General features: G+C 71.7%; 14 protein-coding genes and 1 pseudogene. 8 read left to right on the top strand and 7 right to left on the bottom strand.

Going from position 1 to position 14,839, the window contains the following annotated elements; all coding sequences use genetic code 11:
• The first annotated feature begins 31 nt into the window (after nt 1–31).
• The 4 genes from H180DRAFT_RS02740 (at nt 32) to H180DRAFT_RS02725 (ending at nt 4,224) form a co-directional block, all read left to right on the top strand.
• Entirely contained in the window at nt 32–1,756 is a 1,725-nt protein-coding gene (locus tag H180DRAFT_RS02740) for a resuscitation-promoting factor (RefSeq protein WP_254665831.1), read from the top strand.
• 179 nt (nt 1,757–1,935) lie between these two features.
• Complete coding sequence (gene rsmA / locus H180DRAFT_RS02735) at nt 1,936–2,787, top strand: 16S rRNA (adenine(1518)-N(6)/adenine(1519)-N(6))-dimethyltransferase RsmA (RefSeq protein WP_055484495.1); 852 nt, start codon at nt 1,936–1,938, stop codon at nt 2,785–2,787.
• The gene (locus H180DRAFT_RS02730; RefSeq protein ID WP_254665830.1) at nt 2,784–3,743 is read left to right on the top strand and encodes a 4-(cytidine 5'-diphospho)-2-C-methyl-D-erythritol kinase; all 960 of its coding nucleotides are present in this window, start codon (nt 2,784–2,786) and stop codon (nt 3,741–3,743) included. The genes rsmA and H180DRAFT_RS02730 overlap by 4 nt, the downstream gene beginning before the upstream one ends.
• Nucleotides 3,744–3,834: 91 nt before the next feature.
• A complete protein-coding gene (locus H180DRAFT_RS02725; protein ID WP_055484283.1) occupies nt 3,835–4,224 on the top strand; it encodes a hypothetical protein in 390 nt (129 codons plus the stop codon).
• 112 nt (nt 4,225–4,336) lie between these two features.
• Here H180DRAFT_RS02725 and H180DRAFT_RS02720 read toward each other — a convergent pair whose 3' ends face one another.
• The 4 genes from H180DRAFT_RS02720 to H180DRAFT_RS02705 all read right to left on the bottom strand — a co-directional run bounded on the left by H180DRAFT_RS02720 (nt 4,337) and on the right by H180DRAFT_RS02705 (nt 6,718).
• Nucleotides 4,337–5,158, bottom strand: coding sequence for an SDR family NAD(P)-dependent oxidoreductase (locus H180DRAFT_RS02720; protein WP_055484282.1), 822 nt, complete (start codon nt 5,156–5,158; stop codon nt 4,337–4,339).
• A gap of 12 nt (nt 5,159–5,170) precedes the next feature.
• A complete protein-coding gene (locus tag H180DRAFT_RS02715; protein ID WP_055484281.1) occupies nt 5,171–5,425 on the bottom strand; it encodes a DUF397 domain-containing protein in 255 nt (84 codons plus the stop codon).
• Complete coding sequence (locus tag H180DRAFT_RS02710; protein ID WP_055484280.1) at nt 5,422–6,261, bottom strand: helix-turn-helix domain-containing protein; 840 nt, start codon at nt 6,259–6,261, stop codon at nt 5,422–5,424. Before H180DRAFT_RS02710 ends, H180DRAFT_RS02715 begins: the two co-directional genes overlap by 4 nt.
• A 172-nt stretch (nt 6,262–6,433) precedes the next feature.
• Nucleotides 6,434–6,718 carry a YciI family protein gene (locus H180DRAFT_RS02705; RefSeq protein ID WP_055484279.1) on the bottom strand — a complete coding sequence of 95 codons (285 nt, stop codon included), beginning with the start codon at nt 6,716–6,718 and terminating at the stop codon, nt 6,434–6,436.
• A 23-nt stretch (nt 6,719–6,741) separates the two neighbouring features.
• Between H180DRAFT_RS02705 and H180DRAFT_RS02700 the strand changes: the two genes are divergently transcribed.
• The 3 genes and pseudogenes from H180DRAFT_RS02700 to H180DRAFT_RS02690 all read left to right on the top strand — a co-directional run.
• Entirely contained in the window at nt 6,742–7,437 is a 696-nt protein-coding gene (locus H180DRAFT_RS02700; protein WP_079099777.1) for a Crp/Fnr family transcriptional regulator, read from the top strand.
• 212 nt (nt 7,438–7,649) lie between these two features.
• Nucleotides 7,650–7,856, top strand: coding sequence for a hypothetical protein (locus H180DRAFT_RS02695; RefSeq protein ID WP_055484278.1), 207 nt, complete (start codon nt 7,650–7,652; stop codon nt 7,854–7,856).
• Nucleotides 7,857–9,783: 1,927 nt separating this feature from the next.
• Nucleotides 9,784–11,514, top strand: a pseudogene (locus tag H180DRAFT_RS02690) (SpoIIE family protein phosphatase); the annotation flags it as partial.
• A 114-nt stretch (nt 11,515–11,628) separates the two neighbouring features.
• On the opposite strand, the gene H180DRAFT_RS02685 reads toward H180DRAFT_RS02690, so the two are convergent.
• The 3 genes from H180DRAFT_RS02685 to H180DRAFT_RS02675 form a co-directional block, all read right to left on the bottom strand.
• Entirely contained in the window at nt 11,629–11,961 is a 333-nt protein-coding gene (locus H180DRAFT_RS02685; protein WP_055484276.1) for a hypothetical protein, read from the bottom strand.
• Entirely contained in the window at nt 11,958–12,776 is an 819-nt protein-coding gene (locus tag H180DRAFT_RS02680; RefSeq protein ID WP_055484275.1) for an SAM-dependent methyltransferase, read from the bottom strand. Before H180DRAFT_RS02680 ends, H180DRAFT_RS02685 begins: the two co-directional genes overlap by 4 nt.
• A gap of 338 nt (nt 12,777–13,114) precedes the next feature.
• The gene (locus tag H180DRAFT_RS02675) at nt 13,115–13,996 is read right to left on the bottom strand and encodes a helix-turn-helix domain-containing protein (RefSeq protein WP_055484274.1); all 882 of its coding nucleotides are present in this window, start codon (nt 13,994–13,996) and stop codon (nt 13,115–13,117) included.
• Between the two features lie 89 nt (nt 13,997–14,085).
• Here H180DRAFT_RS02675 and H180DRAFT_RS02670 point away from each other — a divergent pair, with 89 nt between their 5' ends.
• The gene (locus H180DRAFT_RS02670; RefSeq protein ID WP_079099776.1) at nt 14,086–14,631 is read left to right on the top strand and encodes an ATP-binding protein; all 546 of its coding nucleotides are present in this window, start codon (nt 14,086–14,088) and stop codon (nt 14,629–14,631) included.
• Nucleotides 14,632–14,839: the final 208 nt, after the last annotated feature.

Genomic DNA, 14,839 nt, shown 5'->3' with positions numbered 1-14,839 from the left:
TGGGGAGCAGGGGAAGCCGCCGTCGCCGCGTGTGCCGGAGCAGAAGTACGAGGAATACCGGGGCCTGATGGTCCGTCCCGGTCTGCCCACCGCGTACGTGCCGCCGGTGTACGCACCCGCCCCGCCCTCCGGACGGCACCGGGCGCCCGGCCAGCCGCACAGCAGCCCGGCCCCGCAGTACCCGCAGCAGTCCCCGTACGCGCAGCCCCCGCAGCGCTCCCTCTACACGCAGCCCGTGCAGCCCCCGCAGCGCTCCACGTACCCGCCGCGCGTCCCCCGCCCGGCGCCCCGGAAACCGGACGGGCAGCCCGGACCGACGTCCCGCCGGCCGCCCGCCCAGGCACCGGCCGCACGGCACGCCGCACCGGCCGCACCGGCCGCACCGGCACCAACCGGCCCGGCACCGGCCGCCCCGGCACCGACCGGCCGGCACGCCGCGCCGGCCGCATCGCCGTCACGTCAGGGCCGCGTCCCCGACGACACCCGCCGGTCCGGCACCCGCCGGCCCGACACCCACCAGTCCGACGTCCATCCGCCCGACACGTACCCGCCCGACACCTACCGGCCTTCCTACGAACAATACGAACAGGCTGCCTCCGCGCGGCCCGAGGGCGGGCGCGCCGCCCTGCGCCGTGCGGCTCGCGAGCGCAAGGCCGCCCAACGCCCCGAGACTCTGCGCCGGTTGGTGCCGCAGGCACTCGTCGTGGCGTTCCTGGCGGGCGGCACCTCGGCATTCGTCGCACACGACAAGGAGGTGCGGCTGAGTGTCGACGGCACGCCCCGCACGCTGCACACCTTCGCCGACGACGTCGGTGAACTCCTCGCCGACGAAGGCGTGGAGCTGGGCGAACACGACAGCGTGGGCCCGTCCCCGGACCGGCCGCTGGCCGACGGGGACGAGGTCGCCTTCAGCCACGGCCGCCCCCTGGATCTCACTCTCGACGGCACGCGCCACCGCGTGTGGACCACCTCCCGCACGGTCGACGACGCGCTGCGGCGCATGGGCGTACGGACCCGGGGTGCGGCCCTGTCGCTCGCTCCGAGCGCCGAAATCCCCAGGAGCGGCCTGCGGCTGGAGGTGTTCACGGAGCGCACCGTCACCTTCCTCGCCGACGGCCACGAGAAGTCCGTGCGCACGAACGCCGGCACGGTCCTCGAAGCGCTCACGGAGGCAGGCATCGAGCTGGACGGTCTCGACACCGCGTCCGCGCCGTTGGACAGCCTCCCGCGCGACGGGCAGACCATCACCGTGATGAGGATCATCGGCAGCGAGAAGGTCAAGGAGGAGCGGATCCCCTTCAAGACCCTGCGGCAGGCGGATCCTCGACTGCCGCAGGGCACCGAGGTCGTGGCACGGGAGGGCAGACAGGGTCTCCGCCGCGTCACCTACCGGCTGCGCACCGTCAACGGCGTACGGAAGAAGCCGCGCCGCATCGCCGTCGAGGTGTTGCGGCATCCGCGCAACCAGATCATCCGCGTCGGCACCCTTCCGCTGCCGCAGTCCGTGCCGGGCGCAGACCACCTCAACTGGGGGGCGCTGGCGCAGTGCGAGTCGGGCGGACGCCCGGGCGCCGTGGACGCCTCCGGACACCACGGCGGGCTCTACCAGTTCGACACCTCCACCTGGCACGCACTGGGGGGCAGTGGCCGCCCGCAGCACGCCCCGGAGCACGAGCAGACCTACCGCGCGAAGAAGCTGTACGTCTCGCAGGGGGCGAGTCCGTGGCCGTACTGCGGCCGTAAACTGTCGCAGTGACCGCAGCCCACGACCCTGATCATCACCCTGATCACGACCCCGGTCAGGGGCCCGACCACGACCACGACCCGGACGCCGAGCACGACCCGGACGCCGAGCCGCAGCCGGACGCCGCGCACGAGCCCGATGCCGAGCGCGAGCCGGAGCAGGAGCACGGCCCGGGCCACCCGGGCCCCCTCATGGGCGCCGCGGACATCCGCGAACTGGCGGGCGCGCTGGGTGTGCGCCCGACGAAGCAGCGCGGTCAGAACTTCGTCATCGACGCGAACACGGTGCGCAGGATCGTGCGCACGGCCGGCATCCACTCCGACGACGTGGTGCTCGAAGTCGGGCCCGGCCTGGGCTCGCTGACCCTGGCGCTCCTGCAGAGCGCGGACCGCGTCGTCGCCGTCGAGGTGGACGACGCGCTCGCGGCCGGCCTGCCGGCCACGGTCGAGTCCCGACTGCCGCACCGCGCCGGGCACTTCACGCTCGTGCACGCGGACGCGATGGAGGTGACGAGGCTGCCGGGGCCGCCGCCGACCGCGCTGGTCGCCAACCTCCCCTACAACGTGGCCGTTCCGGTGCTGCTGAACATGCTGGCGTCCTTCCCGACGCTGCGGCGCTGCCTGGTCATGGTCCAGTCGGAGGTCGCCGACAGGCTTGCGGCGGCGCCCGGTTCGCGGGTCTACGGCGTGCCGTCGGTGAAGGCCGCCTGGTACTGCGAGGTGAAGCGGGCGGGCGCGATCGGCCGGAACGTCTTCTGGCCCGCCCCGAACGTGGACTCCGGGCTGGTCTCGCTCGTACGGCGTGATCCGCCGCGCACGCGTGCCACGCGTGAGGAGGTGTTCACCGTGGTGGACGCGGCGTTCGCGCAGCGCCGCAAGACGCTGCGGTCGGCGCTCGCGCGCTGGGCCGGTTCCGCCGCGGCGGCCGAGGAGGCGCTGACGGGCGCGGGTGTCTCGCCGCGTGCGCGCGGGGAGCAGCTGACGGTCGAGGAGTTCGCTGCGATCGCGGAGCAGGGCACGAAGCACAAGGAGAAAGCCGCGTGAGAGACGAGAGAGGCACCGGACCGCAAGGCGCTGCCGACGGGTTGACGGTGCGGGTCCCCGCGAAGGTCAACGTCCAGCTTGCGGTGGGCGGTCTGCGCCCCGACGGCTTCCACGGACTGGCCAACGTCTTCCTCGCCGTCGGCCTCCACGACGAGGTCACCGCGAGCCCGTACGAGGGGTTCCGGCTCACCGTCTCGGGCACGGACGCGGAGCACGTACCGCTGGACGAGAGCAACCTGGCGACGCGGGCGGCCCGGCTGCTGGCCGCGCACCACGGGCGGGAGCCGCACGTGCGGCTGCACATCGCGAAGGACATCCCCGTCGCGGGCGGCATGGCGGGCGGCAGCGCCGACGCCGCGGGCGCCTTGCTGGCGTGCGACGCGCTGTGGGGTACGAGGACGTCACGGGACGAACTGCTCGCGCTTTGCGCGGAGTTGGGGTCCGACGTGCCGTTCGCGCTCGTCGGCGGCGCCGCGCTCGGTCAGGGACGTGGCGAGCTGCTGACGCCCCTGGAGACCGGCGGCACCTTCCACTGGGTTTTCGCCCTCGCAGACGGCGGGCTGTCGACACCGGAGGTCTACCGGGAGTGCGACAGGCTGCGCGAGGCCTCCGGCACAGGCGCGGGCATCGACTCCGTTCCGGAGCCGCGGCCTTCGGAGCGGCTGCTCGACGCGCTGCGCACGGGCGACGCGGCGGAGCTTGCCGCGTCCGTCTCCAACGACCTTCAGGCGGCGGCGCTTTCGCTGCGCCCGTCGCTGGCCGACACCCTCAAGACGGGCACTGCTGCGGGCGCATCGGCCGCCCTGGTCTCCGGCTCGGGCCCGACGTGCGCGTTCCTGGCTGCGGACGCAGCATCGGCCGCCGCGATCGCCTCCGCGCTGGAGGAGTCCGGCCACTGCCGGGCCGCCCGCACCACGACCGCCCCGGCGCCGGGCGCGACGCTGACCGGGAAGTGAGCACGGAGACCCGGCTGGACGCGGCGCCCTGTTCCGTACGGCTCCGTCGGCCGGCCGGACGAAACGACGAGACCTTCTCCGAGGGGAACCCATGGAAGAGGAAGAGTGGACATGCGGTAAGGGCTTGGCGGCGAACGCGGCCCTGCCTCGGACGATCGGCAGGGTGCTGGCCGGGTTGGCGAACGTGCTGGACAACCACATGCAGGCCCTGGTGTTGACCAGCGACGAGAGCCGGGCGGAGTACGGCGCCTACGAAAGGCTGGTGGGCGAGCACCGCGCCCTCGCGTCGCAACTGGCCGCCACCGCTGACGCGATGGAGGGGTATCGCAATCTGCCCGACGGCGTCCACGACGACGCGGCGATGGCAGAACCGGCGGCACGCGAGGCCTTCGAGAGTCTTGTACGCGCGGAGGAAGAACTGCTCGGGCTCTTGCAGCAGAGCTCGACCGAGCATCGCGCGATGCTCAGCGAGTGGAGCTAGGACTCGCGGGGCTGCCGGGCTCGCAAAACTCCGGGACCACGCCTCGGTCCCCGCGGCCTCGGATCACGCGTTGGCGAAGGACACAAGGGTGCGAGTCTTCCTGACGGAGCCGTCAGGCATCACTGGGCGGAGTCGCCCCGCCCGACTCGTCGCTCGTGTCCCTCATCGCCTGCTGGAAGCCGGAGTTGACCGCGGTGATGCCGCCGTCGACGGGAAGCGTGACGCCCGTGATCCACTCCGCGTCGGAGGAGGCGAGGAAGGCGACGGCCGCGGCGATGTCGTCCGGGCGGCCGACCCGGCCCAGCGGGTAGAGCGTCGCGGCGCGTTCCAGGGCCGCGTCGCGTCCCGCCCAGGCGCCGGTGTGCACCGTGCCGGGCGCGACGAGGTTGACGCGTACGCCGCGCGGCCCGCCGTCCCCGGCGAGCGTGCGGGTGAGGGAGATCAGGCCGGCCTTGGCGGCGCTGTAGGCGTGGTTGCCGAAGTCCTGAATGCCGTTGACGGAACCGATGTTGACGATCGCGCCGCGCCCTCCGGCCGCCGCGAGGTGCGGCATCGCCGCGCGGGCGCAGCGGAAGGCGCCGGTGAGGGTGATGCCCAGGTCGGCTTCCCAGACCTCGTCGGGCTCGTCCTCCAGCAACTCCGCGTCCGGGTGGCAGGAGTAGGCGTTGTTGACGAGGACGTCGAGACGGCCGAAGGTGCGGACGGCCTCCGTCACGGCCGCCTCGACCGCCGCCCGGTCCCCCACGTCGCACGTCGACGCCGTTGCCTCACCGCCTGCTTCGCGGATCTGCTCGGCGGTACGGGCGGCACGCGCGCCGTCCAGGTCGGTCACCGCCACCCGCGCGCCCTCGTCGGCCAGCCGCCGGGAGACGGCGGCGCCGATCCCCTGGCCCGCGCCGGTGACCAGCGCCGCGTACCCCTCGAACCGCCGCATGGGGAGCGGGAGTTACGCGTGTGCGTCGTGGGACGCGGCGTAGGAGACGAAGGCCGTCCAGGCGCCGGGGGCGAGGGCGAGCTGGGGGCCTTCGGTGTCCTTGGAGTCCCGTACGTGGACGGTGCCGGGGCAGGCGGCGACCTCGACGCAGTTGTCGCCCTCGGTGCCGCTGTAGCTGGACTTGCTCCAGGAGAGGGCGACTTCGACGCAGCTGTCGCCCGAAGTGCCGCTGTAGCTCGACTTGAACCAGGTCGGTCCGGTGCTCATAGCGCTCCTCGCATCCGCTGAAGCAGGCTCGTCGACTCGGTGTGGGAGAGAGCCTGCGAGCGCATCTTGGCATACCGCATCTGGAGCACGCTGACCTCTTTCGGGTCAGAGACCAACCGTCCGTTCTTCTGGCCCTCGCTGTAGCCCAGCCAGCGGTGCTGCGGAGTCTCCAGCAGTGCGACGGGTCCATCGAGACACGCGTGCTCCTCCCGGTCTGCGGGCACGACCTGGATCTCCACGTTCCGCAACTGCCCGCTCTCCAGCAGGTGTTCGAGCTGTTCTTGGGTGACCTCCCTGCCGCCCAGCCGCCGCATCAGCACGGACTCCTCGACAATGAAGCTGAACGGCGTCCCGGGATGCTCTGTCAGCAGCCGCTGCCGCTCCGCCCGCGCGGCGACCTGGGATTCGAGCTGGGAGTCCGTCAGCGGCGGCAGCCTGTTGTCGAAGACGGCGCGGGCATACGTCTCGCTCTGGAGCAGCCCCGGCACCAGGCGGCACTCGTACGTGCACAGATTGACGGCCTCCTTCTCCAGCCGCGCCCACTCCCGGAACCACGTCGCGAGCCCCGGCTGCCGCCCCACGTGCTGCGCCGCCGCACGCAGCACCCCGAAGGCGTCCAGCGCCTCCTCGGCCTTCTCGACGAAGTCGGGCGGCGGCAGCCGGCGGCCCTGCTCGATCGAGGAGATCATCGGGTGCGAGTACGACACCAGCGCGGCCAGCGCCTCCTGAGTGAGCCCCGCGCGTTCGCGGAAGACCTTCACGATCGCACCGAAGGCCTTGAGGCTGTCCGACGTGTCCGGCTCGCTCGCCCAAGACCTGCCCGCGCTCTGTGCCATTTCCGGCCCCCTCCGGTACCGCCCGCCCTGACCTGCTGCATCTCCACAATGGTCACAGACAGTGAACGAGCGTGTCCACGGAGTCGTACTGGTACGCAGGTGCCGCGTACCAGGCACCGCGCACCGGGCCCCGCGCACCGGGCGCGGCCGGTTCACGCGAACGGGCCGCCGCTCAGGCGGCGTCGTGAACCATCCGTTCCCGGCCGACCACCGGCGCCCACTCGCGGACGCCGAGCACCTCGACCCCGGGCGTGCGGTAGTACGGATCGGTTTCGAGCAGGCGGTCCAGCTCCCCGCGCTCCGTGTCGAAGACGAGCAGCGCACCCGTGTCGTCCGCCCACGGGCCGGCGGCGACGAGAGAGCCCTCCTCATGCAGGCGCTGGAGGAGCACACGATGCGCGGGACGTGCCGCCAGGCGCTCCGGGGTGGCTGTGAAAGCGAGTTCGACGATCAGCATGCGCCCGAAGGTAGGTTCTGAGGATGCCGGGGTCTGTATCAGCTGATACCGAAGCGCAGTGGCGCTCACTGAGCGGGATTCCGCTGCTGGCCGGGCTGCCGGACGACCAGTTGCGCACCCTCTGGACGGACTCGCTCGCACGCGACTGGCCGGCCGGAGACGCGCTGCGCAATGCGGGCGACCCGGCGTCGCATCTAGTGCTGCTGCTGCGTGGCCGGGTGGCTGCCACCGCCGCCACGCGCTCGGGCCGCGTCGTCCGCTTCGGCGAGTGGAGCGGCCCCTGCGCGCTCGACAAGGTCGCCGTGATCGACGGTCACGGCCACACCGCCACCTTCACCGCGCTCACGCCGTGTTCGATACGGACCCTGCCGCGTGACCGTTTCCTGGCCGCGATCGACGATGTGCCTTCCGTGCGCGGGCACGTCCTGCGCGTTCTTGCCGGCCAGGCCCGGAGTCAGCAGGAAAAGCTCACTGCGACGGCGACGATGCCCGCGGAGGCCAGGCTGGCGGCCTGGCTGCTGAACGAGGCCGCGTCGGACGCCGGGGGAAGCGTCCGCCTGCCGGGTACGCAGCAGGTCCTGGCCGACCTGCTGGGCGTCACCAGAGTGACGGTCAATCGTGCACTCTCCCGGCTCCGCCGGGACGGCCTGATCGAGTTCGACCGCCGCACGGTCACCGTCCTCGCCCCGGAGCTCCTCGCACTGCGGACCCACGGCTGAGGACGCCCGGCGGGAACCGCCGGCTGCCCGCCCCGCCCGCACGGATGCCACACCCGAGCGGACGGAAGGTGCTGAGGAAGAAGTCGCGCAGAGTGCATGTGCGACTACCACGTGTTGAACTGGTCGGGGTGCCGCCTGTGGCGGGAGCCGGTACGGCACCGGACGCACCTGGGCGGTCGCCAGGCGTGACAGCGAGGAAGCGGAGGCAGCCCGTGGCGGAGCCGCGAGACGACGAGCAGCTCAACGGGCGCCTCGTGGCCGTGGCAGCGCTGGGGATCGTGCTGTTCGTCCCGCCGCTGCTTGCGCAGTTCGACCGCGGCGACCGGATCTTCGGCGTACCGGTGATCTGGGTCTACATCTACGTCGCCTGGGCGGTTGTGGTCGCTCTGGTCGCGGTCATCTGCGGCAGATCGAGGTAGCGCCGTGCTGCTTCAGACCTGGGTCATCGTCACCGTTTCGCTGGTGTATGTCGGGCTCCTCTTCGCCGTGGCCTTCTGGGCGGACCGGCGGGCGGACACCGGCCGGAGCGTGATCAAGAGCGCGACGGTCTACGCGCTGTCCCTCGCGGTGTACGAGACCGCATGGGCCTTCTACGGCAACGTCGGCACGGCGGCCGAGGACGGTATCGGCTTCCTGTCCGTCTATCTGGGCCCGACGATCCTGTTCGCGCTGGGCTGGCTGGTGCTGCGCAGAATCATCCGGATCAGCCGCCGGCAGCGCATCACATCGCTGGCCGACTTCGTCTCCGCCCGCTACGGCAAGAGCGCCGCGCTGGGCGGCCTGGTGACGATCATCGCCGTGATCGGGATCGTTCCCTACATCGCGCTCCAGCTCAAGGCGCTCTCCAACGCCTTCGAGATCCTCCGGCGGCATCCTCAGATCACTTCCACCGCGGAGCTGGGCCACATCTCGCCGCTCCAGGACTCGGCGTTCTACTTGGCGCTGCTGCTGGCCGCCTTCACCATCCTCTTCGGCACCCGCCACCTGGACACCACCGAGCGCCACGAGGGCGTCGTCGCCGCGATCGCGTTCGAATCGGCCGTCAAGCTCATGATGTTCCTGCTGGTCGGCATCTTCGTGGTGTTCTGGTTGTTCGGGGGATTCGGTGACCTGTTCTCCCGTGCGGCGGACGCCGACTTCTCGCAGCTCTTCTCGCTGGGGGAGCAGACGAGTTACGGCACCTGGATCTGGCTGAACCTGCTGGCCGTGTTCGCGATCGTGCTGCTGCCCAGGCAGTGGCAGATGATCGTCGTCGAGAACGTCGACGAGCGGCACCTCAAACGGGCGATGTGGCTCTTCCCGCTGTACCTGCTCGCGTTCACCTTCTTCGTGCTTCCGATCGCGGCCGGCGGGCTGCTGACGTTCGGAAAGTCCGTCGACGCCGACACCTACATGCTGACCCTGCCGATGGCCGAGGGCCCCCAGGTGCTCGCCCTGCTGGTCTTCATCGGCGGCATGAGCGCGGGCACCAGCATGATCATCGTCGAGGCGGTGGCGCTCAGCACCATGGTGTCGAACTCGCTGGTGATGCCGCTGCTGCTGCACGCGAGGTCCCGTCTGGTGCAGCGGGACGACCTCGCGGGGCTGATGCTGGGCATCCGCCGGGCGACCATCGTGCTGCTCCTGCTGCTCGGGTACGCCTACTTCCGGCTGGCCGGCGAAGGGCCGACGCTGGGGGCGATCGGCACCGTGTCGTTCGCGGCGGTGGCCCAGTTCGCGCCCGCCGTCCTGGGCGGCCTGTTCTGGAAGGGCGGCACCCGCCGGGGCGCGCTGACCGGCCTCCTCGCAGGGTTCGCCGTGTGGGCGTACACCCTGCTGCTGCCGAACTTCGCCGCTGCAGGGCTGCTGCCCGACTCGTTCCTGCGCGAGGGCCCGTTCGGCATCGGGTGGCTCCGGCCACAGCAGCTGTTCGGCCTGACAGGGCTGGAGCCGATCAGCCATGCGATGTTCTGGAGTGCACTGCTGAACCTCGGCCTCTACGTCCTGGTCTCGCTCTCCGACCGTCCGAGCGCCGGGGAACGGGCCCAGGCGGTGCAGTTCGTGGACATCCTCGCGGAGCCCGCCGGGGAGCCGCGCTGGCACGCCCGTACCACCGTCGGCGAACTGCGGACCCTGCTGGAGCGCTTCCTCGGGAAGAACCGCGCCGAACGGGTCCTGCACGCCTACCCGGGAGACCTGCCCGGCTCACCGGCCGCCGAAGCAACCCCCGACCTGATCCATCACGCGGAAACCCAGCTCGCCGGCTCCGTCGGCGCCGCGTCCGCACGCCTCGCCGTCGACACGGTGACGCGGGAGCAGCAGCTCGGCCGCGCCGAGATCATCGAAATGATCGGCGAGGCGTCACAGAGGGTCGAGGTGGTCCGCCGGCGGTTGAGGCTGCTCTACGACGCGACCGGCCGCGTCGGCACGACCCTCGATGTGACGCACACCGCCGAGGAGCTGGCACAGGTCGCCGTCCCGCGTCTCGCCGACTACATCACCGTCGACCTTGCCGAGCCCGTGCTGCACGGCGAGGAACCGGGAGTGGACGGCGCCGGTATCACCACGAGCGGCGGCGGCACGAGGATGCGGCGCACGGCATTCAGCGGCATCCACGACGACGCTCCCCTCTTCGCCGTCGGGGACCTGATCACTTTCGTGCCGTCGTCACCGCAGGCACGCAGCTTCGCGACCGGGCGGGCAGTCCTGGTGCCTTCCCTGGCCGACGCCCCGGGATGGCAGGCGGTGGACCCCGAGCGGGCCGCCCAGGTCGTCGACTACGGCATCCACTCGCTGATCGCGGCGCCCCTGGCCGCCCGCGGCGTGCTGCTGGGCGTCGTCAACTTCTGGCGCTCCGAGAAGCCCGGGCCCTTCGAGGACGACGACCTCACCCTCGCCTCCGAACTGGCTGCCCGCGCCGCCGTCTCCCTCGACAACGCGCGCCGCTACACCCGCGAGCACAGCATGGCGGTGGCGCTGCAACGGAGCCTGCTGCCGCGCGCCCTGCCCGAGCCGGACGCCGTGGAGGTGGCCTCGCGTTATCTGCCCGCGCAGGAGGGCGTGGGCGGCGACTGGTTCGACGTCATCCCGCTGCCGGGGATCCGCGTCGCGCTGATCATGGGAGACGTCGTCGGGCACGGACTGCATGCCGCGGCCACGATGGGACGGCTGCGCACGGCCGTGCACAACTTCTCCTCCCTCGACCTGCCGCCCGACGAAATCCTCAGCCATCTGGACGAGTTGGTCACCCGCATCGACCAGGACGCACTCGACGCGGGCGACGACGCCACGATCAGTGGCGCCACCTGCCTGTACGCGATCTACGACCCCGTCTCCCGGAACTGCGCCGTCGCCAGGGCCGGTCACCCGTCCCCGGCGCTGGCGTATCCCGACGGCAGGGTCGAGTTCCCCGAGGTGCCCGCCGGCCTTCCCCTCGGCATCGGCGGACTGCCCTTCGAGACCGCCGAGTTGGAGCTTCCGGAGGGTGTTCGCCTCGTCCTCTACACCGACGGCCTCGTCGAGCGCCGCGGCGAGGACATCGACACCGGGCTGGACCTGCTCCGCGAGGCCCTGGCGCACGCGCCCCTGCCACCCGAGGAGACCTGCGACGCGGTCCTCGGCGCCATGCTGCCGGAACCCCAGAGGGACGACATCGCGCTGCTCGTCGCCCGCACGCGGGTGGTGGAGAGCGGGCAGGTCGCCGAATGGGACATCGAGGCCGATCCCGAGCAGGTCGTGCGTCTGCGCGGGGCCGTTCCCGCGCAGCTCGCGGAGTGGGGGCTGGAGGAGCTGGTGGAGACCACGGAGCTGATCGTCAGCGAACTGACCACGAACGCCATGCAACACGGCATCGGGCCGATCAAGGTGCGGCTGCTGCGCGACCGTTCGCTCATCTGCGAGGTCTCCGACCGCAGCAGCACCTCGCCGCACCTGCGCTACGCGGCCACCACCGACGAAGGCGGACGCGGTCTCTTCCTCGTCGCCCAGCTGACCGACCGCTGGGGCACCCGCTACACCAAGGACGGCAAGGTCATCTGGGCCGAGCAGACGATCCCGGTGAGCGGCTCAGCGGAGCCGTCCGCAGCGCCGGCCGTCTGACCCTGCCGGGCCCGGGGCGGTGCCAGGGCCGGGGCGGGACCGGGGTCGGCCGGGGTCGGTCCGTCGTCCGGCATCGACGAGGTGCCGGTCCCGGTGCCGGTGCCGGTCCCGGTGTCAGTCGTCCGCCCGGTCGCCGGAGGCGTCGTCTCCGGTGGAGCCGCCGGCGCCGCGAGCCCGCAACAGCGGGATCACCGGGGCGAGTCGGGCGGCGTCCTCCTCGCGGCCCGTCCCGGACGGGCACGCGCCGCCGTCGGCGAGCGGAGCCTCGGGCCCCGTCGACGGCCCGCCGGGCTCCTTTCCGTACCGGCCGGCGCCCATGAAGACGGACAGCACGTGCGAGAGGGACTCCCCCGTGGTGCGGGCGCGCACGCGCGCCATCGCCAGCTGGTGCTCGGTCGGCCTCGGGGCGCCGCCACGCCCCGAGGGCTCTCCGGGAGAGGCGCTCACGGCTTCCTCCCGACCCCCGCATAGAGCGCGGCGCTGCGGAGCAACTCGGGGTCCTCGCCGCTGACTTCGGAGGGATCCCCGGGACGCCACTCGTGGGCGACCGTCACTCCGGGGTCGATCACATCCAGTCCGTCGAAGAAGCGTCCGAACTCCTGCTTGTCGCGCAGCGCCACGGTCGTGCCGCCCGCGTCGTAGACCTTCTTCACGCCCTGCCAGGCCGCGGCGTCGAAGTCGGCCGTGACGTGGCTGAGCACCAGGAAGCTGCCGGACGCGAGCTGGTCGAGCAGGCCCCGGACGATCTCGTACGGCTTGCGGTCGTCGGGTACGAAGTGGAGGAGCGCGACGAGCGACAGAGCGACCGGCTTGTCCAGATCGATGACCTCGCGCAGCTGCGGCGAGCCGAGGATGTCGTCGTCGCGTACGTCGGCGTTGATGTAGGCGGTGCGGCCCTCGGGGGTGCTGCGCATCAGCACGTGCGCGTACTCCAGCACGGTGGCGTCGTGGTCCGCGTAGACGACGCAGGACTCGGGCGCCACCTCCTGGGCTATCTGGTGGAGATTCGGGGGGGTCGGAATGCCCGTGCCGATGTCGACGAACTGCCGGACCCCGTACTCGGCGGCGAGAGTCCGCGTCGCCCGGTGCATGAACGAGCGGTTGGTCTCGGCGGTGAGACGGATCTGCGGGCAGGCCTGGAGGACCTTCTCCGCCGCCTGCTCATCGACGGGATACCAGTCCTTGCCGCCCAGGTAGTAGTCGTACATCCGGGCCGAGTGGGGCCGGCTGGTGTCGATCTCCGGCTTGCCGGACGTGGTCATCGGTCATCCCATTTCTGCCGTACGGGCCGGCGGGGAAGTCACACGGCGAAGTGCTTCCTCCGTCGGCCGCCCGGCGGTGGTCGGTTCCAACTGTGGAGACTGTGCTGGGGGTTGTGCGGGGTGCTGGGGGGTTGTGCGGGGTGTGCCGGTCGGTGCTGCGCTGGTGCTCGGTGAGCCGGACGCCGGGCCCCGAGGCCATATGGGCGGGTCGGGTCGGTCCGGTCCGGTCGGTGGGGTCGGTCGGGTCGGTCCCGGGGGGTCGGGTCGGTCCCGGGGGGTCGGGTCGGTCCCGGGGGCTCGGGTCGGCCGTGTCGAGAGTGTTCAGCTGTTCTCAAGGGTCATTTGTCGAACTCCTTACGCAGATTGGCCAGATACGTACGGGGGTCCGGCACATGGTCCGCGGCCAGCAGCGAGACGCGGGTGAGCGCCTCCAGATGCGTGACCACGTCGGGCCGCTGGTCCAGATAGACCGCGCTGGTCAGCCCGACTTCGGTGTAGACGATGTCCTGCAACTCCCGCTCTCCGAAACGGAAGTACGTCACGTGACCGCCGGTCCCCGGGTGCGGGCCCGCAGCGAGCGGCACGATCCGCAGCGTGATGTTCGGCATCTCGGCCGCCTCGGCCAGCCGGTCCAGCTGTTCCCTCATGACCTGCGGACCGCCGACCTCGCGGCGCAGAGCCGCCTCCTCCAGTACGACCCACAACGTCGGCGCGTCGGTCCGCTCCAGCAACTCCTGGCGTCTCAACCGCAGTTCGACGCGGTGCTCCAGCGACTCCGGGGCCTCGTTGGGGAATCCGGCGCTGATGACGGCACGGGCGTACTCCCGTGTCTGCAACAGCCCCGTCACGTAGTGGGGTTCGTAGACCCGGATGACCTCGGCGTCCGTCTCGAGGCTCACGTAGCCGCGGAACCAGTCGGGCAGGGCGTCGCGGAAGGGATACCACCAGCCGGGAGCGTTGGCCCGCTCGGCCATGGCGCCGAACTCGTCGATCTCGGCATCGGCCACGCCGTAGAGCCTCAACAGCTCCTTTACGTAAGGGACTTTGAGACCGACCTGCGCGTTCTCCATGCGCCTGATCGTCAGGTGGTTCACGCCCAGCACCTTGGCCGCGGCGTCGAGCTTGATCCCCTGGCGCTCGCGGAGCTCCCTGAGCCGCTTCCCGAGGATGATGCGCAGCACCGTCGGAGCGCTCGATCCGCTCGGCAGTGCATCGGTCACGCCCTCACCTCCCGAGGTCGCGCGGCGGGCCGGCCAGCGCTGAGCAGGACCGTACAGTACGGCCGCAACCGATCGGGAGACGCACCAAAATGCGCCAACTCAAGCCGCTTGATTGCGCCTTCAGTCTGAAATTATCAGAAGGAAGCTTGCGAGTTGAAGACCGCAGCGCCCATAGTGAGCTCGTGCTCCCCTTGAGCGTGCCCCCCACGCACCACCGCCCACCGCGCCCCCCGACCGGCCCCGGTACGGATTCACACGCGCTCCGGCTCCCGGCCGAGGACGTCAGCGTCCCCCGGGCCCGGCACTCGCTGGACCGCTGGCTCACGCGCCGAGGCGCCTCCCCCGATTTACGCGAGCAAGCCGCCCTGGTGCTCACGGAGTTGATCACCAACGCGGTCACGCACACCGACAGCGTGTGGATCGTGTGCGCCACGTCCTACTCCCCCTACCACGGGGTGCGCGTGGAGGTGCACGACGACGACACCAGCAGCCGCGCACCGCAGCCGGCCGCGCCGACGGCCGAGAAGGAGTCGGGGCGCGGGCTGTACATCGTCGAATCGCTGGCCGAGTGCTGGGGCGTTGCGGTCTCCCCGGTCACGCGCGGCAGCGCCGTCTGGGCGCAGCTGCTGGGTTGAAAGCCGTGCGCGGTCCGGCCCGGTCCGGGTGAAGCGGCCCGACCGCGCGCGGCTTTCAACCGGCCGCCGGACGCGTGGCGTTCGGCGGACGCCGGGGCGGGCGCCGGAGCGTATGGCCGCCGGACGCCGGGGCGGACGTCCGGCGGTCGTCGTTCAGGGCTGCGTGTGAGGGGCCACGCACGCGCCCCTGAAATGCCCTCAGGCCCCC

The organism is Streptomyces sp. WMMB 322 (assembly GCF_900090145.1).
Classification (GTDB): Bacteria; Actinomycetota; Actinomycetes; order Streptomycetales; family Streptomycetaceae; genus Streptomyces.
The sequence above is the reverse complement of the archived record's forward strand: the minus strand, read 5'-3'. Positions and strand labels throughout refer to the sequence as shown.